This window comes from Yeosuana sp. (assembly GCF_057126245.1).
Map to the genome: position 1 here is coordinate 23508 of NZ_DBNGMQ010000076.1, position 22226 is coordinate 45733.

Sequence of the window (22226 nt, forward strand, 5' to 3'; positions counted from 1 at the left end):
AAAAGTATTTAATTTATCACAAATGAAAACACCCCATTATATTGTTCTTTTTATAACCTCAATACTTGTCTTAGGTTGTGGTGCTTATTCATTTACTGGAGCTTCGGTAGGTCCTAATACCAAAACTTTTCAAGTAAATTATTTTCAAAACAATGCTATTTTAGTAGAACCAGGTCTCGATTTACAATTTACCAATGCACTAATTGATTTATTGCTAAATCAAACGAATTTAAGTCTTGTAAAATCGAATGGCGACCTAGTATACGAAGGAGAAATTACACAATATAGAATTTCGCCAACCACGGCGACTTCATCAAATACTGCGGCACAAAATAGACTTACTATTGGTGTAAAAGTTCATTTTTTCGATAAGTACGATGAAGAAGCAGAATTTGATCAATCCTTTTCGTTTTTTTATGATTATGCTGGTAGCGCTCAACTTGTTGGCGGCGTTAAAGATGCAGCCGTTGAAGAGATCTTTGAACGTATTACTCAAGACATATTTAATGCATCATTAGCTAAATGGTAATTATCAAGATGATACCTTATAGGAATAAAATTTTATAAATCTGGCTTAGCCAATGAACAATAAAGATTTTACATATTTACTTCAAAACCCAGAAGCAATTACCTCGAAACAAACTGATGGTGTAAAATCTATTATTAATCTATTCCCTTATTTTCAATCTGCTCGAGCTATCTATCTTAAAGGTTTAAAAACCCAAGAAAGCTTTAAATACAATCAAGAACTAAAAACAACAGCTGCTTATACCACAGACAGAAGTATCTTATTTGATTTTATAACATCCGAGGTTTTTAACCAAAACGAAATATCTCATTTTATAAAAATAAATAGTGAGTATTTGCATGAAATAAATGTGACCGTTGAAGATATTTCTATAAACAAAAAAGTAGTAATTCAGGAAACCTCGCAACAAGATATTAAAAGTGGTTTAGATGTTTTAGACCCGTCATTATTTCAACCAAAATTTGAGCGTAAAAAACTTGTTGGTTTTGCCTTAGATGAATCTGAAGCCATAGAAAATGTAACGCCCAAAACGAAAACACAAGATGCTACAGCCGAAGATATTTTACATTTAGGAAAGCCTTTACAATTTGATAAAAAAGAAAATCACTCATTTAACGAATGGTTAAAACTAGCAAGTTTTAAAACAATTAAGCGTAAGGAGAAATCAGAAATAATCGAATCAAAGCCAGAAGACCAAACGGAAATAGAGCGACACCAAAAATTTGAGCTTATTGATCAATTTATAGCAAACAAACCTAAAATAAATCCTGCGAAATCCTCAACATCAACTCACAATCTATCGAAGGCACAGTTAATTCAACCCGAAGAGTTAATGACAGAGACTTTAGCTCGTATTTATTTAGAACAAAAAAACTACAAAAAAGCAATTCAATCTTATAAGATATTAAGTTTGAAATATCCGGAAAAAAGTAGTTTCTTTGCAATCCAAATTAAAGCAGTAGAACAATTACAAGAACAAAACAATAAAGAATAATGAGTACGTTTACAATATTTTTAGTATTAATTGTTGCAGTAGCATTTTTATTAGTAGTAGTAATTATGGTACAAAATCCTAAAGGTGGTGGATTATCATCTTCTTTTGGCGGTGGTGGAACACAACAATTAGGTGGCGTTAAAAAAACAACTGACTTTTTAGATAAAAGTACGTGGACATTAGCAACCCTATTATTGATTTTAATTTTATTATCAAATGTTGCTATTAACCGAGGTACAGGTGATGTAGATTCAAAAGCAATAGATGCAGATGAAACTACGACATCGTTACCAGTGCCAGCAAATACAGCCCCTGATTCGGCTACTACAACAATAAAAGATTCGGTACAGTAAATATCCGAAAATAAGAACAAAAAATGCCAACTTTTAAAGTTGGCATTTTTTGTTACTGTAAGTTTGTCAGTAATATACTATTGGCATAATTTTAGAAAGATACATCTGCATTAAACATAATTTAATTAATTAAAAAATCACATAACAAATGAGCTTAAACATTAAACCATTAGCAGACCGAGTTCTTATTGAACCTGCTGAAGCTGAAACAAAAACAGCATCAGGAATTATCATTCCAGATAACGCTAAAGAAAAACCACAAAGAGGAAAAGTTATTGCTGCAGGTAAAGGCACAAAAGACGAACCTATTACAGTGAAAGTTGGCGATACTGTTTTGTATGGTAAATATGCTGGCACAGAACTTAAATTAGAAGGTAAAGATTATTTAATTATGCGTGAAAGTGATATTCTTGCTATAATTTAATTGCAAATTCTAAAAAAAACAAAAAACAATATGTCATTAAGAGGCGTAAGCAAAGTAATCTTTTTAATAAAAATTAAAATATTGCTGGGACTTAAAAAAATCTTGCAATGACGACACAGTTTAAAATTTTAATAAAATTATAATAAAATGGCAAAAGATATAAAATTTGATATTGAAGCACGTGATGGTTTAAAACGCGGTGTAGATGCATTAGCCAATGCGGTAAAAGTAACTTTAGGACCAAAAGGAAGAAACGTTATTATTAGCAAATCATTTGGAGCACCACAAGTAACCAAAGATGGTGTGACTGTAGCAAAAGAAATTGAGTTAGAAGATGCTCATGAAAACATGGGAGCTCAAATGGTAAAAGAAGTAGCCTCTAAAACGAATGATTTAGCAGGAGATGGTACAACCACGGCAACCGTTTTGGCACAAGCTATTGTAAAAGAAGGCTTAAAAAATGTGGCTGCTGGTGCTAATCCTATGGATTTAAAACGCGGTATAGATAAAGCTGTTGAAGCTATTACTAAAGACCTTGAAAAACAAGCAAAAAAAGTTGGTAACTCTTCTGAAATGATTAAACAAGTTGCTGCTATATCAGCGAACAACGACGACACTATTGGTGACTTAATTGCTAAAGCTTTTGGCAAAGTTGGTAAAGAAGGTGTGATTACTGTTGAGGAGGCCAAAGGGATGGAGACCTATGTAGATGTTGTTGAAGGTATGCAGTTTGACCGAGGTTATTTATCTCCTTACTTTGTGACCGATTCAGATAAAATGATTGCTGATTTAGAAAATCCATACATTTTATTATTTGATAAGAAGATTTCAAACTTGCAAGAAATCCTTCCAATATTAGAGCCAGTAGCGCAATCTGGAAGACCTTTATTAATTATTGCTGAAGATGTTGACGGACAAGCTTTAGCTACGTTGGTAGTTAATAAATTGCGTGGTGGGTTAAAAATTGCCGCTGTAAAAGCGCCTGGTTTTGGTGACAGACGAAAAGCAATGCTTGAAGATATCGCTATTTTAACTGGTGGAACTGTGATTTCAGAAGAAAGAGGGTTCACATTAGAAAATGCAGACTTAAGTATGCTCGGTACAGCAGAAACCGTAACCGTTGATAAAGACAACACAACGATTGTTAACGGTGCTGGAAAAGCAGCAGACATTAAAGCCAGAGTTAATCAAATAAAAGCACAGATTGAAACTACAACTAGTGACTACGATAAAGAAAAATTGCAAGAACGTTTAGCTAAATTAGCTGGTGGTGTAGCAGTTCTTTATGTAGGTGCTGCTAGTGAAGTGGAGATGAAAGAGAAAAAAGACCGTGTTGATGATGCCTTACATGCAACCAGAGCTGCTGTAGAAGAAGGTATTGTAGCTGGCGGAGGTGTTGCTTTCATAAGAGCTAAATCTGTTTTAGAAAAATTAACTGCTGAAAACCTTGATGAGGTAACCGGAATTCAAATCATAGCGCGAGCTATCGAAGCTCCTTTACGTATCATTGTGGAAAATGCGGGCGGAGAAGGAAGTGTTGTTATTTCTAAAGTAATGGAAGGCAAAGGGTCATTTGGTTATGATGCCAAAAGTGAAACTTATGTTGATATGCTAAAAGCTGGTATTATTGACCCTAAAAAAGTAACACGTATTGCTTTAGAAAATGCCGCTTCTGTAGCTGGTATGATCTTAACTACTGAGTGTGCTTTGATTGATATTAAAGAAGATGCTCCAGCTATGCCAGCTGGTATGGGTGGTGGTATGCCAGGAATGATGTAAGTCATTTTAGGTTAGGATAATTTATATGGAGTTGTTTTTTCATAATATGAAAAAACAACTCCATTGTTTTTTGGCATTATATTTGTTACTAACACACCATACATACCAACCTCTTTTATACCATGACAAAAACCAATTTAATTTCAATTGTCTTCTTTCTGTTTTTTTTAACCTCATTTAGCCAAATTAAAACCATTGAAGAATTTGATAAAAAAGTAAAAGATTACTTCTCTTTAAATTATGAAACCATTTTTACCCACACTAATAAAACGAAATATTTCGAGGGTGAAGAATTATGGTTTAAAACCTATATATACGATATAAAAAAGAGTTTACCTTATATCAGTTCAACTAATATATACCACAGTGTATATAATGAAAATGGTGAATTAATCAATAAAAAGATGTATTTAGCCGAATCTGGGATGACCTTTGGTAATATAAAAATAGATTCAACATATGCTCCCGGTATTTACTATTTAAAAACGACCACAAATTGGATGCAAAACTTTCATGACGATCTTTCAAACATTCAAAAATTTGAAATAATTGGTGATTATGCAAAAGACAACAGCATTTCCACTACAAAATCCTATGATTTTCAATTACTACCCGAAGGTGGTCATATCATTGAAAGTGTAATAAATACTATTGGTTTTAAAATTACCAATGGTATGGGTAAATCAGTAAAAATAGATTCAGGAAAAATTATTGATTCTGAAAAAAATATTATAGTAACGTTTAAAAGTAATAGTTTTGGACATGGTAAATTTATTTTTAAACCTGAAAAAGGAAAATCTTATTTTTATGAAATCTTATTAGAAAATGACGAAGCCTTAGCTCAGCCTATTCTAAATGTTGAAAATAGGGGTTTAAACTTAAATGTTGAAAATACTAGAGAAGATAATGTAATTATACGCTTAAACACAAACAACACGACTCTTAATAATATTAAAGACAAACAATACTATTTAGTAACCCATCGAGATGGAATAGCATCGAAAATTGATGTAAATTTTACTGAAAACAAACTAACCTATTTATACAAAATTAAACGAAATATTCTTAACAAAGGCATTAATATTATCACTCTATTTAACGATAAATTCCAACCTTTGTGCGAAAGAATAATTTTTAATTTTAAAGATTCTCTAATTAAAGATCTTGAAGTTTCTGAAATAACAAAGGAAAAAGACTCAACTGTTATTGTATTAAAAACGAATCCTAATTTAAAAGAAGCTAATTTAAGTATATCTGTATTACCAAGTTCCACAATAGCAAATACGGCAGACCATAATATTATTTCAAAATTTTTATTTAATCCTTACTTAAAGGGAAATATAGAAAACCCTTGGTATTATTTTGATAAAACTGACAGAAAAAAACTATACGATTTAGATTTATTGCTATTAACGCAAGGATGGAGTAAATACTCGTGGAAAAATATTTTCAATAATCCACCTACAATAACTCATAATTTTGAAACTGGTTTTTTAATAAAAGGAAAAATAAACAATTACCAATATAAAAATGGTGACATACTTCTTTTGCAATCAAAAATAAATGGCATTCAGGAAGAATATAATTTAGACGAAAACAATTTCTTCCAGTTTGATGAATTGTATTTAAAAAATGAATCATCATTAAACTTTACTTTAAAAAATAAAAACGGAAAATTATCAAAGCCAAGTATTTATTATAATATTTATCCCAATTACAAAAAGGATTCAATAACTGTAGAAAAAAATAATAACCATGATCAAATTAAAAATGTAAAGAACTATAATAATATAGAATTTATCTTTGATGAAGCAACAACAATATTAGATAGTGTGGAGATTAATACAAATACAATAAAAAAGCCTAAACCCAAAAATACACCTTACGGTGTTTCTAATTCTAGACATATTAGCTTTAAGGACGAAATAAATTTTAACTCATTAATAACTCAGCAAATCAGAAACTATGGTTTTGATGTAGTAAACACTGGGACTAATGTTAAGATTGCTTCAAGAAGAGTATTTAATTTAAGGGGAAGTTCTTCTCCAATGGTGTTTTTAGACAATGTTGATATCAGTAATAGTTTACATATTATTAGTAACTTAGTGGTTGCAGATGTTGAAGAAATGTTTATTTCTTCCAGGAATTCAAATATTTACGTATCTGCTGCCGGGGTAATTCACATATTTACTAAAACCGGCAGTAGCAGTTGGTCTTATGGCTCAAAATATAACAGCTCTGAAATGAATTTTGGTTTCTCGGTCGCCAAAAAATACTATAGCCCTTTATATAATAAATTTGAAAATGAAAGTTTCAATAACTTAGGAGTTTTAAACTGGTTGCCTAATTTAACACAAAATGAAAATGGAACGTTTGTTTTCAAAATTCCTAATTACTTTTACGATTCTATAAATCTTTACATTGAAGGCATGAGTAACGACGGATATTTATTTTCAAAAATTGAAACCATATCAATTAATTAGTTTTGTTTATAAATATAGAGCAAACTCTTTATTTAGTCTCATGGTTTAGGTGTCCCGTAAAAATTACTGTCTTTAATAAAAGTCAGCAATTGCCTTTTTTATACTAATCTAAATAATCTGAAGCAAAAACTTCTGATTTTATATGTATGTTTTAAACCAATTACTTTCCTCCTGGCGGGCAATAGGTTTTTAAATAATTAGTAAACATCGTTTTTAAATGTTTGGTGGTACCCTCACCTTCATTAATACCGTGTGTGCGGTTTGGGTAAGGCATAAACTGAAACTGTTTGTTGTATTTTACCAACTCATTAATTAACATTTCAGCATTTTGATAATGCACATTATCATCTCCTGTACCGTGTATATACAATAAATTACCTTCTAAATTTTTAGCATACGTTATTGGTGAACCATGTGCAAAATCTTCTAAATTTTCTTGTGGCAAACCCATATAACGTTCTTGATAAATATTATTATAGGTAAGCTGATTGGCCACTGCTGCTACGGCTATCCCTGTTTTGTAAATGTCTGGATATTGAAACATTAAGTTTAACGTAGCAGAACCACCTCCACTCCAGCCCCAAACGGCTACACGACCTGAATCGACAAAATCCCATTTTAAAATTTCTTTGGCAGCCATAGCTTGATCTTTTATATTAATTTGACCCATCTTTCTATAAATACTTTTACGCCAAGCGCGTCCTTTTGGCACTGGTGTTCCTCTATTATCAAGTGATATATATATATACCCATCATTAGCCATACTGCCATTGTAATTTCTATTCCATCCAACACCGTAACTATCAGTTACCGTTGCTCTTGCTGGTTCTGAATACACATAAAACACTACTGGATATTTTTTTGAAGCATCAAAATTAGTCGGTTTTACCATCCATCCGTCCATGTCTACGCCATCAATCGTAGTGATTTTAAAAAATTCTACGTTTGATTCTTCTTGCAGGTTAGTTAAATTGGCTTCAATACTTTCACTTGGGTTTACTGGTTTATGATTTGAAAACCAAATGTACTCGGTGGCCGGACGCTTATTATGATTTGAAAACGTATGAATGGCATATTTACCTGTTGGTGAGACATTATAACCATGAGTTCCTTGTAAAGATTTAGGGCTTACCAACTGTAATTTCCCATTTCCATTTAATTTGGTTTTATAAAGGTAGCTTTGTGTGGCGTTTTCTGGGGATGCCATAAAATACACATAGCCTTTTTTGGTATCAACAAAACTTAAATCAATAAAATCATAATCCCCATTGGTAATAAGCTTTTCGTTTTTTCCTTCTAATGAAATGTTATATAAATGACGCCATCCATCCTTTTCTGTAGCCCATAGCACATTTCTTCCATTATTTAACCAATTATAATTATTAGTAAAATAAATATCATACTTAAATCCTTCATCATACACATCGACCCAAGCATCATCAGATTCTTCATAAATCACTTTTGATTTTCCTGAATCTGGCTCAGCAATATAAAGCTTACTATTTTTTTGTTTTCTGTTTAATTGCTGTACCAATAATTTTGCTGTAGCAGGAATATACTCCATGCGTACTAAATAATGTTGACGTGAATCACCAGGAATATCCATCCATACGGTCTCAGCATCATCAATACTTACCACTCCAACTTTACAAGATGATGGTGTTTCTCCTACCTTAGGATACTCTAATGGAATAGGTTTAGAATAAATAGCATCTGTATTATTAATCATGTAAAATTTCTTAATATCTCGTGCATCGATCTGCCAATAGGCTATTGACTTACTATCTGGACTCCAGCGAAAACCATCTCTACAAGCAAACTCTTCTTCGTAAGCCCAATCAAAAGTCCCGTTAATCAACGTTATTGAACCGTCTGATGTCAATTCTTTAATTTTTAAAGTACTTAAATCTTCAACATAAATATTATTATTACTTACATAAGCTACATATTTTCCGTTAGGAGAGAATTTAGCAAACATTAAGGACGATTCCGGCAAGCTAGCTCCAAGTTGAATTAATGTGCCTTTAGCGATATCTAAAACCCAATAATCGCCTTTTGTATTGATGCGCCAAACACGCTTTGTATTAGTAAAAATTAAAATCTTCTGTTCATTCTCAGACAACACAAAATAACTAACGCTTAATGGTATGTTACTGTTTTTTGGAGTGAGCTGTTCTTTGCTTATCAATACGCTAGACACATTGTTAGGCAATGTATATTGCATAATGTTATTATTTTGTATTCGGTAATACGAATTGCCATCACTTGACCATTTGAAATCGCCACGCTGAGCAATTGAATGAAAGGAGCCAAAAAAAACAAAAGCATAAAGTATTATGAGCTCAAGCTTAAAATTAAACTTGAAAAACGATTTGAACGTGTACATAAGCATACTATTTTAGTATTAAAAATCAGGAGTTTAATAAAACGCATTAAAGGTACTGTTTTATTCGATTTTGTTTGTCTAAAAATTAGGTTTTACGTTTTTAGGATCTAACTAAATACAAAATCATACTATTACTTTTTAAATGTTTGAATGTCTCAATCTTAAGGCATTTGTAATCACAGAAACAGAACTAAAACTCATGGCCAATGCCGCCAACATTGGAGATAACAATATTCCAAAAAACGGGAACAACACCCCCGCAGCAATAGGGACTCCGATGCTATTGTAAATCAAGGCGAAAAATAAATTTTGTTTTATATTACGCATCACCTTATTACTTAAATTATGTGCTTTTACAATACCTCGTAAATCACCTTTTACTAAGGTAATAGAAGCGCTTTCAATAGCAACATCTGAACCCGTTCCCATAGCAATTCCAACATCCGCTTTTGCTAATGCAGGAGCATCATTAATGCCATCGCCGGCAACCGCAACTCTTTTTCCTGATTCCTGAAGTTGTTTCACAACTTCCATTTTATCTTGAGGAAGCATGTCTGATTGGAAATCATTTAATCCGACCTCATCTGAAACGGCCCTCGCAGTATATTCATTATCACCGGTAAGCATCAAAATTTCAATACCTTTAGATTGCAATTCTGAAATGGCGTTTTTACTTGTTTCCTTAATCTTATCGGTAATCACGACATAGCCAATAGCGACATTATCAATTGAAAGAAAAGAAATTGTTTTACCCAGTTTTTGCTCTTTGTTAGCATCACCTAAAAGTTCTTCTGGTATAACAACCTCATTATCTTGCATCAATTTTTCGTTTCCTAAAGCTAATTTTTTGCCTTCAACTGACCCTATAACGCCTCTTCCGGTAATAGATTCAAAATTTGAAACTTTCAAAGGCTCAACCCCTTTCGCCTTACCAAACTTAATCGTGGCTTCTGCCAACGGATGTTCACTTAATTGATTGAGAGATATAATAAATTGAAGTACATCGTTTTGATTATATTTAGTCGACTGAAAATCTATCTTTTCAACCGAAGGTTTTCCTTCTGTAATGGTCCCTGTTTTATCAATTACCAAAATATCAATAGTATTTAATCGTTCTAGAGCTTCTGCGTTTTTAATTAGCACACCAGATTTAGCGCCTTTACCTACACCAACCATGACCGACATGGGTGTTGCCAAACCTAATGCACACGGACAAGCAATAATAAGTACGGCAATGGCATTAACAAGAGCAAATACATACTTAGGTTCTGGACCAAAAACAGCCCACAAAATAAAAGTAATAACAGAAATAAGGACTACTATTGGTACAAAATACGCAGAGATTTTATCCGCTACTTTTTGAATAGGAGCTTGAGTTCTACTGGCATTATTAACCATCTCAATAATTTGAGAAAGTAACGTATCTGCTCCAATTTTTTCGGCCTTTATAGTAAAAGACTGATTACCATTAATAGTTCCTGCGCTTACTTTATCGTTTGAAATTTTATGAACAGGAACAGGCTCACCCGTTATCATAGATTCATCAATGGTACTTTCTCCTTCAAAAACAGAACCATCTACAGGAATTTTTTCTCCAGGTTTCACGCGTAAAACATCATTAATATTAATGTCATCAATGCTAATCTCTTCTTCTTTTCCATCAACAATGCGAATCGCTTTATTAGGTGCCAATTTCAACAATTCCTTTACAGCACTATTCGTTTTGTTATGAGCTCTTGCTTCTAGGACCTGTCCCATAAGAACAAGTGTTAAAATAACTGTGGCCGCTTCAAAATACACGTGAACCGTTCCTAGCTCTGTTTTAAATTGCGGTGGAAAAAAATTCGGAAATAACATGGCAAATACACTAAAAACCCAAGCAACGCCAGCTCCTATTCCTATTAATGTAAACATGTTTAAACGCGATGTTTTTACGGAACGGTAGGCACGAACAAAAAACACCCATGTGGTATAAAACACCACCGGAATTGACAATCCAAACTGAACCCAGTTCCAATGTTTTAATCGCAAAACCTCGTATATCGGATTATCCGGAATCATTTCAGACATGGCTATTATAAAAATCGGCAAGGTAAATGCTACACTCAACCAGAACTTCTGTACCAGTTTTTCATACGTTTTATCTTCGGAAGAACCTTCTGTATGCGACGACACTTCTTCAACTAAATCCATGCCACAAACAGGACAATCACCTGGCTTATCATAGGTTTCATCTCCTTCGCAGTGCATAGGACAATAAAAAACTCCTGTTCCTTTGCCTTGAGGCTTTTTAGATTTATGTTGATGTTCCACTTTGTGATTATGTTCTCCTATTACTGAAATACCATAGCGTCCATCACTATCCTTTTCAAGGGCTCCCTTAAAAATATCTATTGATATATGAGAACCCATGGTAATAGTAGCTTCTGCTTTTTGCAAATCGACCTGTACTTCCTCAACACCATCAACAGTGCTTAACGTTTTCTCGACGTGAGAACGACAGCCATTACAACTCATGCCCGAAATGGAATACGTATGTTTCATTTTAATTTTTTAGTTATTTATTTCATTTGATTCATAGCCATCTCATGATCATAATGGCAACAACCTGGCAAGTTATTATAGGCATCTAAATTGCCAGAAACCTTTTCTGTATCATAACCTGATGCTGCAATCGCCTCATGAATTGCCTTTTCATTCGTTTTTGACGCATTAAAAGAAACTTCTATTTTCTTTTTATCGACATCCCAAGTTGTTTGGGAAATACCCTCTAAACTGTTTACCGCATTTTCGATGGTCTTTTTACACATTCCGCAATTGCCTCGAACACCAAAACTAATATTGTTCATCGCCATCTCGTTAAATTCTGGGTTATTGACTGCTGAATTACTTTCTTGTTTAGTTTCATTCTTACAGCTAAATAATACTAATGTTATAATTACTGCTGTATTTAAAATTACTCTTTTCATGATTTTTAATTTAATAGTTATTTGATTTTTAATTATTCTATGATTTGTTTGGTGCTGCCGCACGTTAACATGGCATCACCGAAATAAGGGTTATAAATATCCTTAGTTAAACTTAACCAATAGGCGCCCTGGTTATCGTTAACCATTGGGCAAAATTGCCTATATACGGTTTGATTCACTCCAAATATTTGAATTGCATTTGTAACATACAATGACAACTGCTTAAAATATGCTCTTTGTTTTTCAATGGTCTTTGCCTTAAAAATATTATTTGCTTCCAATTTAATTTTATTCTCTAAAACCATCCATTTCATATGAGTATTTTTATCAGAAATTAACTCCATATCAACTTTCTTTAAATTTTCAACAAGATCTTTTGAGGATTGTTTTGCTGTTTTAAAGTCATCTTTAACCAGTCCATCTTTTAATTTTAAATAGTGATTAAATACATCTTTTAACTGCTCCTGAAAGGCTAAAGGCACCTTTATTCTTTTTAAAGAAAGGGTGTCAATAACTTCAGATTCTACAGCATTCATCATAGATTGTTTTCCTCTTAACTGTGCTGCAGCATCAACCGTAAAGGTGCCATTAACTACAATTTCTTCGCCATTCTTTAATCCCTCCAAAACTTCTATCTGAGTATCAAAATTATCGCCAATGGTAATTTCTCTCATTTCAAAAACAGATTGATTAGCTTTTGTTTTTACATATACCAACGAACGTTCACCTGTCCATAACACAGCGGTTGACGGAATGACAAACCTTTCTTCTTTTTTAGAATTACCAACAAAAACGTTGCCCTCCACAAACATACCTGGTTTAAATTCTCCTGTGTTGTTTTTCAAGACTACTCTTAGTTTTACTGTTCTTGTATTTGAATTTAAAACCGGATCTATAAAAGCAACTTTAGCGTTGTATTCTTTTTGCGGATTTGATTTTGTTGTAATGACGATATCCTGACCTATTTTAAAGGTTGAAATATTACTTTCATATACATCGAACTCCGCCCAAACTGAATTTAAGTTAGCAATCTTAAATAGGGGTTGCCCTTGATTAACCGCTTCTCCCTGTGCAACCAATTTCTCTGCAACCGTTCCTGAAACTGTGGCATAAACAGGAAAATTATCTTGAACTGTTTTAGAGCTTTCGATTTGATTAATCTGATTGTTTGAAAGTTTCCAAAATGTTAATTTATTACGTACTGCTTTATACAGTTCTGGTTGTGATTCCTTTAATGAAGACGCCGTAATTAACTCTTGCTGTGCTGCAATTAATTCTGGTGAATAAATGGTTGCTAATAATTGTCCTTTTTTAATTTCTTCTCCAGTAAAATTAACATTTAAGGTTTCTATTCTTCCTGTAAAATAGCTCACCTGAACCGTATTAGCTTCTTCGTTAACTACAATTTTTCCAGACAGTTTGATGGTGTTATTTACAGATTTTGAGGTTCCAACCTTCATCGTTTGAATGTTTGCCAATGCCATAGCATTTTCAGAAAGTTTAAACTCGTTATTACCAAGCGCTTCTGATCCTCCGTCCGTCGGAATTAATTCCATACCGCAAATTGGGCAATCACCCGGTTCTGGCAACATAATTTGTGGGTGCATAGAACATGTCCACATTTGCGATTTAACATCCGATTGGTTATGGTTATGTTCTGTGTCTTGAGATGTTGATACACCAAAAAACAGCTTCCCTAAAACGAGGCCAGCTACTAATATTCCTATATAAATTATATATTTTTTCATGGGTTTTTATTCACTTAAATAATTAATGATAGTCGTTTGCATATAATAGTTTTTAACAGCATCAATTTGATTCATTTGAAATTTAAGTTGTAACTCTTGAATATCTAAAATATCATTAAAATCAATCGTTCCTGTTTCATAATTTTTCAAAAGGATATTTTCGGCATTTATTACCTGTTTCATGTTTTTCTCCTGAGTATTAAAACTAATTATCGCTGAATTTCGATTCCTTAATGCCTTTTCCAATATGGTTTCTAAAGTATTCAATCGGTCTTGTTTTTGCATATTAATTTCTTGCTGTTGCAACTCATTTTGTCTAGTTTGAGACTTGTATTTTTTGTTGAAAATTGGAATTGACAAAGACACCATGGGCATCCAAACATCTTTTCCATTATCACTAAATGTCATATCTGGCCGTTCTGATACATTAATATAATCTAAGCCAAAACCAAACATTGGACTGCTTTCTTTTTGATTAAGCAACTCTGATTGCACAACAGATTCATACAGTTTATCATATTTAGTTAACTCAGGATGCAACTCTAAATCAAAATTCAATTCAGGTGTTTTTGAAGGCATCATTAAATCCTGAATCATTTTAATTTCGATAGAAGCATCTCTATTTAAGAGCTTGTTAAACAGCGTTTGTTCTGCTAAAAAATCTTGTTCTAAAACCTCTTTTAACTGCTCTAGTTCATTTTGACGCATCTGTAATTTTAAGACATCAACTGCTGAAGCTTTATTAACTTCAACTGAATTTAAAGCCAGAGTTTCATAGGTTTTTAATAAGGCAATATTCTCAGCTAAAACGTTTTGCTTTGCTTTTAAAGCATACAATTGATAATATGATTGAGAAACCGATGCTATGAGTTTTCGTTTTGCTATAACAATATCTTCATATTTAGCATCGGCTAATGAACTTATATAATGTTCTCTCGCTGTAATAGATCCAAACCAAGGCAGCATTTGTTTTACTGACAACTTGAAACGCTGCGCTCCAGTTCTTGTCTCTGGTTCGCTTACAAAATAACCAACCCCAAATTCGGTGTTTGAAATGGTGTTTACCTCATTAATTTTTTCCGAAGCTATGGCATATTGCAATTCAAACTTTTGAATTTCCGGATTGTTGCTTAATGCCTCACTCACTAAGGATCCCATATCTTGTGATTTAACTACCGAACCCATTAAAAAACAAATTATTAATGTTATTAGATGTTTCATTTGACTAACTTTTTAAGGTTCAACTCCGCTTTCCAACTGTATAATACAGGTACAACAAACAAGGTTATTAAGGCAATAAGCATACCGCCAAAACTTGGTATTGCCATAGGAATCATAATATCACTTCCTCTTCCCGTTGATGTTAATACCGGTAGCAATGCCAGTATGGTTGTAGCTGTTGTCATTAAACAGGGTCTAATCCGTTTTTCTCCTGCTTCAACAATGGATGTTCGAATTTCTTTTTTCGTTTCTGGTGAGTTTTTATTGAATGTTTGGGTTAAATAAGTTGCCATTACCACACCATCATCAGTCGCAATTCCGAATAAAGCAATAAACCCAACCCAAACAGCCACACTCAGATTAATAGTATGCATTTGAAATAATGAGCGAAGGTTTTCACCAAAGAAACTAAAGTTTAAAAACCAGTCTTGCCCATATAACCAAATCATAATAAAACCTCCTGAAAAGGCTACTGCAATTCCTGTAAACACCATAAATGAGGTAGCAACTGATCGGAATTGGAAGTAAAGAATTAAGAAAATAATAAGTAATGCTAGCGGCACCACCACAGACAAGGTTTTTTCAGCTCGTAATTGATTTTCATAGGTTCCTGTAAATTGATAATTGATTCCTTTAGGAACTATTAACGCACCAGAATTAATTTTTCCTTGAATAAGTGCTTGCGCGTTTTCAACGACATCAACTTCTGCAAAACCATCCAATTTATCAAATAACACATAACCCACTAAAAAGGTATCTTCACTTTTTATAACTTGAGGACCTTTCTCATAACGAATTGTAGCCAATTCACTTAAAAGCACGGGGTTTCCTTTTTCAACTGGAACATAAATATTTTTTAAATCCGAAGGATTTGCTCTAAGTTCTCTTGGGTAGCGCACACGAATACCATAACGTTCGCGACCTTCAACTGTTGTAGTTAAGACCTTACCTCCAACGGCTACACTTAAAACATTTTGCACATCTTCTACAGAAATACCATACCGTGCAATTTTCTCTCTATCAATATCAATTAGCAAATACGGTTTACCGACAATTCTATCGGCAAAAACGGCTTCTTTTTTTACACCTTCCGCTTGTTTGAGTATATTTTCTAATTGAATTCCAAACGCTTCAATTTGCTTTAAATCTTGTCCTTTTACCTTAATTCCCATAGGTGCTCTCATGCCTGTTTGCAACATGACTAAACGTGTTTCAATAGGTTGTAATTTAGGAGCTGACGTTACACCTGGTAATTTGGTAACTTTCACTATTTCGTTCCAAATATCATCTGGTGATTGTATTTCTGGTCTCCAATTACGATAAAACTCACCATCATCATCTGGAATCAGTTGTTCTTTCATATTAAAAGACTGTCGTGCTTCAGGTTGGTCTGTTCGCAATATCATTCCGTTTTTCAACACGAACTCACCTTGATCATTGACTTGATAACGTTGACGCTCACCGTCAGCATTCAGCATATACTCTGGTTTGTATTGAATAATATTTTCATACATAGATAAAGGTGCTGGATCTAAGGCCGATTCTGTTCGGCCGGCTTTACCCACAACCGTCTCAATTTCAGGGATACTCGCCACAGCCATATCTAACTGCTGCAATACGCGTTTATTTTCTTCAACACCAGCGTGTGCCATAGAGGTAGGCATTAGAAGAAAGGTCCCTTCATTTAATGATGGCATAAATTCTTTCCCTGTATTTTTCATAATTAAGACTCCTGCAATGACAATAAGCGTTGGAAGGGACAAAAACAAAAGCTTATGATTTAAAGCCCAACGTAAAATTCGCGTATAATACCTTCTGAATAAGGTGAATACACCCAATAAACTAAAGCAAATAATGCCGACAAAAATGAGATTCCAAAAGATGCTTTTATCAACTCCTAAAGGTCTCCAAAATTCTGCTAGCAAATAGACAATGGTAAATACTGAGATAATGATATTCGTAAGGTTCGCTTGTTTTCCTGAAAGTCGCTCTTGAAATTTTAAAACAGATGTTATAGCAAAAGCGATAACAACAAACCCTAACCAATAGCCATATGCTAAAACGGTAATTCCTATCAACAACAAAATGCCATTAAAAACATAGGATGCTGATTTTTTAATTGTTTTTTTTCTGAAAAGAAACGCTGCAAAAGGTGGAATTAAAAACAATGCAACGATGATGGAAGCAGTTAAAGCAAAGGTTTTTGTAAATGCCAGAGGTCTAAATAATTTTCCCTCGGCCCCAATCATAGTAAATACAGGAATAAAACTAATAATGGTAGTCATTACTGCTGTTACAATGGCTCCTGAAACTTCGGCTGTGGCATTATAAACAACCGTATTGATTGGAAGTTTATTATCGTTTTCATCTAAATGCCTAATAATGTTTTCTGAAAGGATTACACCAACATCTACCATAGTTCCAATTGCAATGGCAATCCCTGATAATGCGACAATATTAGCATCTACACCAAAAAATTTCATAGCAATAAACACCATTAATACGGCTACAGGTAATAAACCCGATATAAGAATAGAAGCTCTTAGATTATAAATCATGATAATGATTACCAAAATGGTAATCAATATTTCTAAAGTTAAGGCTTCGTTTAAAGTACCTAAAGTTTCGTGTATTAAATCGGTTCTATCGTAAAATGGAACTACTGTTAATTGTGAGGTTCTTCCGTCACTAAGAACCTTTGAAGGTAATCCGCCACTTAATTCGTTAATTTTTTCTTTAACATTGTTAATAACCTCTAAAGGATTGGCTCCATATCTTGCAACCACAACACCACCAACGACTTCAGCACCTTCCTTATCCAGAATACCGCGTCTTGCTTCTGGTCCTATAGACACCTTTCCGATATCACTAATTTTTATAGGAATAAAATTATTAGAGGTAACAACGGCATTTTCAATATCTTCAATAGATTTTATATATCCTAAACCTCTTACTAGGTATTCAGCCTTATTAATCTCTAATGTTTGCGCTCCAATATCTTTATTACTCTCTTTTACAGCTTGTACAACCTGCTGCAATTCTATTTGATATTGACGCATTAATTCCGGATTGACATCTACCTGATATTCCTGAACATAACCACCAATAGAAGCCACTTCAGATACACCACTCGCAGAGGATAACGCATATTTTACATAGTAGTCTTGAATACTCCTTACCTCTTGTAAATCCCAACCACCAGTAACGTTTCCGTTTTCATCGCGTCCTTCAAGTGTGTACCAAAAAATTTGCCCCAAACCCGTGGCATCTGGACCTAAAGCAGGTTTAACACCATCTGGTAATAAGCCATTAGGTAACGAATTGAGTTTTTCAAGAATACGACTACGACTCCAATAGAACTCAATACCTTCTTCAAAAATGATATAAATACTGGAAAACCCAAACATTGACGAACTGCGAATAGTTTTGACCCCTGGAATACCTAATAACGCCGTTGTTAAAGGATAGGTTATCTGATCTTCAATATCTTGTGGTGATTGGCCGTTCCATTTTGTGAAAACTATTTGTTGATTTTCACCAATATCTGGAATGGCATCTACTGCCACAGGGTGACTTGGTAAAAAGCCCATATCCCAATTAAAAGGAGCATTCACAGTTCCCCATCCAATAAATAGGACGAGCATTAAAACTGCTACGAGTTTGTTTTCTATTAAAAATTTGATGCTTTTATTTAGCATGGTTAATTATTAAACAGTTAGACATGAGTATGAGAAAATACCGAATACAGCAAAGAATCCATTAAATTAGAATTTAAGGATGTGCGTCTATTGTTTAAAAATCAAATGAGGTAAGTTTCGTCAAGCTTATAAATAGTCTTGACAATACGTGGTGGTGGATATTCTAAAAGTGAATTAGTTTCTCTTTTAACAGTTTCAAAAAGTGAAATATAGGTATATACCAATGATGAAATGAAAAGTTGTTTTTCAAACGTGAGTTTATCAAAAGTTAACTGTAACTCATCTTGCCCTTGAACGTTAATCTGTTTCTCTGCACAACAGCCCTTTTTTTCAATAGAACACCCTGAGTTTGTTATGGGGCTTCCCATTTCCATGCCACAACCTTCTACCTTATGAAAAATAGCCGTTTCAACTAAAGTATCTCCACAATAATGCATATCAATAGTAAACGACATGGTAGAGAATAACACTACCAAAGACATTAACAACGCCATTATTTTTTGAAAAACTTTTTTCATAAGACACAAAAATACAAAAAAATTACTAAGCTAACTTAATTCTTTTCAAGACATTAACATTTAGTGCTTTAATTTATAGTAATAAAATGCTGGCAGCAAGAGTAATAAAATGATAGGTTGGATTAAAAATCGTCTCATATTGAAAAATAAATAATAGTGTTCTTGTTTTGGGTTTACCACAAAATAAAGATAAATAACAATGAGCACAAAAAATGAAACTATGTAAATAAGAGCAGAAAATTTGACCATACTTTTATCTTTAAAAACCACATATACAATAACTAATGAAATAACACTGTTTAAAGCGTACCTGAAGGCCGTGAAAACCGTTAATTTAAAAACTTCTCGCCTAGGGTTATCGATGTATAAATAATCTTTTTGAAAAAAGGTTAAATACGGATCATAAAACAACTCATTTTCAAAAAATCGGATTAAAACTAATAATCCAAACAGTATCAATAGCCATATGTACGTCGTACTATTTTTCATTTTTCCTAATCATATTTGAAAACCTGTTGACCCATACTATCCATAAAAAAAAGATCAAACCATAAATAATTGCTGGAAAAACAACAGTATGTAAAATCTCACTCCGCCATGGATAATGATATAAAGCTATAGAAAGCAAAACAATACGCATTAAATTAACCGAATAAATTAATACACTTCCCGACAGCATATACATAAAAGTCACTTTTGGATTCCCCGAAAATGCCGCAATAAAAGACACAAAAAGAATAATGACACTTACTGAATTACAACCTTCAATAACTCTAGCTAAATAGGTGTCATTTATAACCAATTTCATTGATGGCTCATCTGGATGCGGTATGACTTCTGCACGATAGCTCATAAAATCAATTAATTCTTCACATTGTCGAGCCACTAAATTGGTTACATAATCTGGATAATATATGGAGTCTTTTGAGTAATCTAAATACAGTTTATAGGAAACAGACAGCGAAATATACACCACAATAAACGTAAGTATAAACTTTAAAACTGACTTGTATTTTATAAGAAGTGCTTTCAAAAAATAATGAGCATATTGAAATAATAATTAATCCTAAATTTGAATATCGAAGTTACATCTTTTTAAATACTTTTACCAAAACTTTTGAATGATGCTTTTTGAAACTTTAAAACCCCAAGTAGAGCAATTGGTTTCTAACAGAGACCTCTCTGTAAATGAACGTCTTTTAAATATTTGTAAATTGCTAGAAAAAAATATAGTCTATTACAATTGGGTTGGCTTTTATTTTAAAAATGGTAATAAAGAGGAATTAATTTTAGGTCCTTATGTTGGTGCTCCAACAGATCATACTGTAATACCCTTTGGAAAAGGTATTTGCGGACAAGTAGCAGTAAGTAACAAAAACTTTGTGGTTCCTGATGTCTCTGCCCAAGATAATTATATTGCCTGCAGTATTTCTGTAAAAGCTGAAATTGTAGTTCCTATTTTTGTTAATGGAGAAAATATTGGTCAGATTGACATTGATTCAAATACACCAAATCCGTTTACTGAAGATGACGAACGTTTTTTAGAATTTGTAAGCTCAAAAGCAGCCATGCTTCTTGTATAAATTCAAATATTTAGACAAAATAAATATCAACTAAAAACTTCTGGAGTTTATTTTTTTTTAAAGATTAATATAATTTTTTAACCCTAGAATCCTGTTCTTATAGCTTCCACAGGATCGAGTTTAGCTGCCGAACTTGCTGGTAAAATCCCAGCTATTAATCCGATAACCGTAGAAACCGAAAAGCCCAATAATATATTTTTAAAAGACAAAACAAATTCAAAATCATCTGCCATTGAAGACCCTATTAGGGTTCCTACCCAAACTAAAAGTAGTCCTACAAAACCACCGATAACAGCTAAAATAACGGCTTCAAATAAAAATTGGAATAAAATAAATCGCTTCTTAGCGCCCATTGCTTTTTGTATTCCTATAAGGTTGGTACGTTCTTTTACACTTACAAACATAATGTTGGCAACTCCAAAGCCACCCACCAACAGTGAAAAGCCACTAATAATCCAACCTATCATATTCATCGTTGAAATTATTCCATCAATCAAATCTGTAAAACTAGATAGTTTATTAACAAAAAAATTATCTATTTCATCAGGTTTCAATCCTCTATATCGTCTGTATTTTTGTTTTAAAACCTCTTCAAAACCATTGATGTCAATCCCTTTTTTAGGCTTAAGGATAATCATGGTTAAACTACCATTCTTATTGGTATTCATAAAATGTCTCGCAAAATTAGCTGGCACAAAAGCCCTATCATCAGGCGAATCCATATTAAGACCTCCAAATTTTTCTAACACACCTATAACGGTTAATTTTCTACCGTAAACTCTAACAACTTTACCAATGGGCTCTTCATTTTCAAACAAATTTTCAGCAAGATCATACCCCATCACAATAACTGAAGCACCTGTACTAGATTCAGTTTCATTATAAAACCGTCCTTTTGAAAGTTTTAAATTATCGATTTCATATATTTCATTTGAAACTGGAGTCGTGTTAATATTCTCAAGTGTTCTATCTTGATATCTAATAGTTTGATTACTCCCCATAAGGGCAAATGCAACGGCTTGAATATCTGGAACATTCCGTCTTATAAATTCAAAATCATCATATCCTGTTTGTGGAAAATTTTCGCGTTGCCATCGAGGAACCTCAGTAGGCCCAAAAGGAAAACGTGTGATATACATGGTATTTTTATCTATACCCGATAATTGACCCTTAATACTTTGGTCTAACGAATCAACCGCCGCTAATACAGCTATTATTGAAAAAATTCCAACGGTAACGCCTATTAATGACAAAAAAGTACGCAGTTTATTGTTTCTCAGCTCATTATTAGCAAAGAGAAAGCTTTCTTTAAATAGACGTAAATAAAGCAACATAGATAGAATATTCTAAATTATCTTATAGATATAAAGGTATGACGTTTTATTAAAATATTCGTTACAAAAAAATGAAAACAAAACACAATTCTAGTTAATATTTTTGCTTTAAATAATTACTTTTGCATCTTTTAAGATGCTACCCTTCAATAATTAAAAGAGCGTACATTTAAAAAATTGCTTTATCATTACACTGAAACATAAACA

Annotated in this window: 17 protein-coding genes; 7 read left to right on the forward strand and 10 right to left on the reverse strand. The window is 33.0% G+C overall.

Features of this window, described 5'->3' with window-relative positions; genetic code table 11:
• The first annotated feature begins 22 nt into the window (after positions 1 to 22).
• From AC15TD_RS09580 to AC15TD_RS09605, 6 genes are all read left to right on the forward strand, one after another.
• Positions 23 to 529, forward strand: coding sequence for an LptE family protein (locus tag AC15TD_RS09580; protein ID WP_484451924.1), 507 nt, complete (start codon positions 23 to 25; stop codon positions 527 to 529).
• 52 nt (positions 530 to 581) lie between these two features.
• Positions 582 to 1523 (forward strand): hypothetical protein, encoded by a 942-nt coding sequence (locus AC15TD_RS09585; RefSeq protein WP_484451925.1) that lies wholly within the window; start codon positions 582 to 584, stop codon positions 1521 to 1523.
• Positions 1523 to 1876 (forward strand): preprotein translocase subunit SecG, encoded by a 354-nt coding sequence (gene secG, locus AC15TD_RS09590; RefSeq protein ID WP_484451926.1) that lies wholly within the window; start codon positions 1523 to 1525, stop codon positions 1874 to 1876. The genes AC15TD_RS09585 and secG overlap by 1 nt, the downstream gene beginning before the upstream one ends.
• A gap of 148 nt (positions 1877 to 2024) precedes the next feature.
• A complete protein-coding gene (locus AC15TD_RS09595) occupies positions 2025 to 2300 on the forward strand; it encodes a co-chaperone GroES (protein ID WP_445954785.1) in 276 nt (91 codons plus the stop codon).
• Positions 2301 to 2447: 147 nt separating this feature from the next.
• Entirely contained in the window at positions 2448 to 4079 is a 1632-nt protein-coding gene (gene groL, locus AC15TD_RS09600) for a chaperonin GroEL (RefSeq protein ID WP_484451927.1), read from the forward strand.
• Between the two features lie 122 nt (positions 4080 to 4201).
• Positions 4202 to 6562, forward strand: coding sequence for a hypothetical protein (locus tag AC15TD_RS09605; protein WP_484451928.1), 2361 nt, complete (start codon positions 4202 to 4204; stop codon positions 6560 to 6562).
• A gap of 160 nt (positions 6563 to 6722) precedes the next feature.
• Here AC15TD_RS09605 and AC15TD_RS09610 read toward each other — a convergent pair whose 3' ends face one another.
• From AC15TD_RS09610 to xrtF, 9 genes are all read right to left on the reverse strand, one after another.
• Complete coding sequence (locus tag AC15TD_RS09610) at positions 6723 to 8948, reverse strand: S9 family peptidase (protein WP_484451929.1); 2226 nt, start codon at positions 8946 to 8948, stop codon at positions 6723 to 6725.
• 138 nt (positions 8949 to 9086) lie between these two features.
• Positions 9087 to 11492 carry a heavy metal translocating P-type ATPase gene (locus tag AC15TD_RS09615; RefSeq protein WP_484451930.1) on the reverse strand — a complete coding sequence of 802 codons (2406 nt, stop codon included), beginning with the start codon at positions 11490 to 11492 and terminating at the stop codon, positions 9087 to 9089.
• 17 nt (positions 11493 to 11509) lie between these two features.
• Positions 11510 to 11917 (reverse strand): heavy-metal-associated domain-containing protein, encoded by a 408-nt coding sequence (locus AC15TD_RS09620; RefSeq protein ID WP_484451931.1) that lies wholly within the window; start codon positions 11915 to 11917, stop codon positions 11510 to 11512.
• 32 nt (positions 11918 to 11949) lie between these two features.
• Positions 11950 to 13665, reverse strand: coding sequence for an efflux RND transporter periplasmic adaptor subunit (locus AC15TD_RS09625; protein WP_484451932.1), 1716 nt, complete (start codon positions 13663 to 13665; stop codon positions 11950 to 11952).
• A 6-nt stretch (positions 13666 to 13671) separates the two neighbouring features.
• A complete protein-coding gene (locus tag AC15TD_RS09630; RefSeq protein ID WP_484451952.1) occupies positions 13672 to 14850 on the reverse strand; it encodes a TolC family protein in 1179 nt (392 codons plus the stop codon).
• A gap of 32 nt (positions 14851 to 14882) precedes the next feature.
• Positions 14883 to 18584, reverse strand: coding sequence for an efflux RND transporter permease subunit (locus AC15TD_RS09635; RefSeq protein WP_484451933.1), 3702 nt, complete (start codon positions 18582 to 18584; stop codon positions 14883 to 14885).
• A gap of 101 nt (positions 18585 to 18685) precedes the next feature.
• Positions 18686 to 19102, reverse strand: coding sequence for an HYC_CC_PP family protein (locus AC15TD_RS09640; protein ID WP_484451934.1), 417 nt, complete (start codon positions 19100 to 19102; stop codon positions 18686 to 18688).
• A gap of 60 nt (positions 19103 to 19162) precedes the next feature.
• Positions 19163 to 19591 (reverse strand): exosortase F system-associated membrane protein, encoded by a 429-nt coding sequence (locus tag AC15TD_RS09645; RefSeq protein ID WP_484451935.1) that lies wholly within the window; start codon positions 19589 to 19591, stop codon positions 19163 to 19165.
• Positions 19581 to 20135: an exosortase family protein XrtF gene (xrtF, locus tag AC15TD_RS09650; RefSeq protein WP_484451936.1), complete on the reverse strand. Its 555-nt coding sequence runs from the start codon at positions 20133 to 20135 to the stop codon at positions 19581 to 19583. The genes AC15TD_RS09645 and xrtF overlap by 11 nt, the downstream gene beginning before the upstream one ends.
• 91 nt (positions 20136 to 20226) lie before the next feature.
• Between xrtF and AC15TD_RS09655 the strand changes: the two genes are divergently transcribed.
• A complete protein-coding gene (locus AC15TD_RS09655; protein WP_484451953.1) occupies positions 20227 to 20685 on the forward strand; it encodes a GAF domain-containing protein in 459 nt (152 codons plus the stop codon).
• Positions 20686 to 20768: 83 nt separating this feature from the next.
• On the opposite strand, the gene AC15TD_RS09660 is transcribed toward AC15TD_RS09655, so the two are convergent.
• The gene (locus tag AC15TD_RS09660) at positions 20769 to 22019 is read right to left on the reverse strand and encodes an ABC transporter permease (protein ID WP_484451937.1); all 1251 of its coding nucleotides are present in this window, start codon (positions 22017 to 22019) and stop codon (positions 20769 to 20771) included.
• Positions 22020 to 22226 lie beyond the last annotated feature (207 nt).

Excerpts from the sequence above, each read along its gene's own strand:
- AC15TD_RS09630 (WP_484451952.1), bottom strand. The coding sequence starts at position 14,850 with ATGGGTTCGGTAGTTAAATCACAAGATATGGGATCCTTAGTGAGTGAG.
- AC15TD_RS09635 (WP_484451933.1), bottom strand. The coding sequence starts at position 18,584 with ATGCTAAATAAAAGCATCAAATTTTTAATAGAAAACAAACTCGTAGCA.
- groL (WP_484451927.1), top strand. The coding sequence starts at position 2,448 with ATGGCAAAAGATATAAAATTTGATATTGAAGCACGTGATGGTTTAAAA.
- AC15TD_RS09655 (WP_484451953.1), top strand. The coding sequence starts at position 20,227 with ATGCTTTTTGAAACTTTAAAACCCCAAGTAGAGCAATTGGTTTCTAAC.
- AC15TD_RS09660 (WP_484451937.1), bottom strand. The coding sequence starts at position 22,019 with ATGTTGCTTTATTTACGTCTATTTAAAGAAAGCTTTCTCTTTGCTAAT.
- AC15TD_RS09585 (WP_484451925.1), top strand. The coding sequence starts at position 582 with ATGAACAATAAAGATTTTACATATTTACTTCAAAACCCAGAAGCAATT.
- AC15TD_RS09615 (WP_484451930.1), bottom strand. The coding sequence starts at position 11,492 with ATGAAACATACGTATTCCATTTCGGGCATGAGTTGTAATGGCTGTCGT.
- AC15TD_RS09640 (WP_484451934.1), bottom strand. The coding sequence starts at position 19,102 with ATGAAAAAAGTTTTTCAAAAAATAATGGCGTTGTTAATGTCTTTGGTA.
- AC15TD_RS09645 (WP_484451935.1), bottom strand. The coding sequence starts at position 19,591 with ATGAAAAATAGTACGACGTACATATGGCTATTGATACTGTTTGGATTA.
- secG (WP_484451926.1), top strand. The coding sequence starts at position 1,523 with ATGAGTACGTTTACAATATTTTTAGTATTAATTGTTGCAGTAGCATTT.
- AC15TD_RS09580 (WP_484451924.1), top strand. The coding sequence starts at position 23 with ATGAAAACACCCCATTATATTGTTCTTTTTATAACCTCAATACTTGTC.
- AC15TD_RS09605 (WP_484451928.1), top strand. The coding sequence starts at position 4,202 with ATGACAAAAACCAATTTAATTTCAATTGTCTTCTTTCTGTTTTTTTTA.
- AC15TD_RS09610 (WP_484451929.1), bottom strand. The coding sequence starts at position 8,948 with ATGTACACGTTCAAATCGTTTTTCAAGTTTAATTTTAAGCTTGAGCTC.
- AC15TD_RS09595 (WP_445954785.1), top strand. The coding sequence starts at position 2,025 with ATGAGCTTAAACATTAAACCATTAGCAGACCGAGTTCTTATTGAACCT.
- AC15TD_RS09620 (WP_484451931.1), bottom strand. The coding sequence starts at position 11,917 with ATGAAAAGAGTAATTTTAAATACAGCAGTAATTATAACATTAGTATTA.
- AC15TD_RS09625 (WP_484451932.1), bottom strand. The coding sequence starts at position 13,665 with ATGAAAAAATATATAATTTATATAGGAATATTAGTAGCTGGCCTCGTT.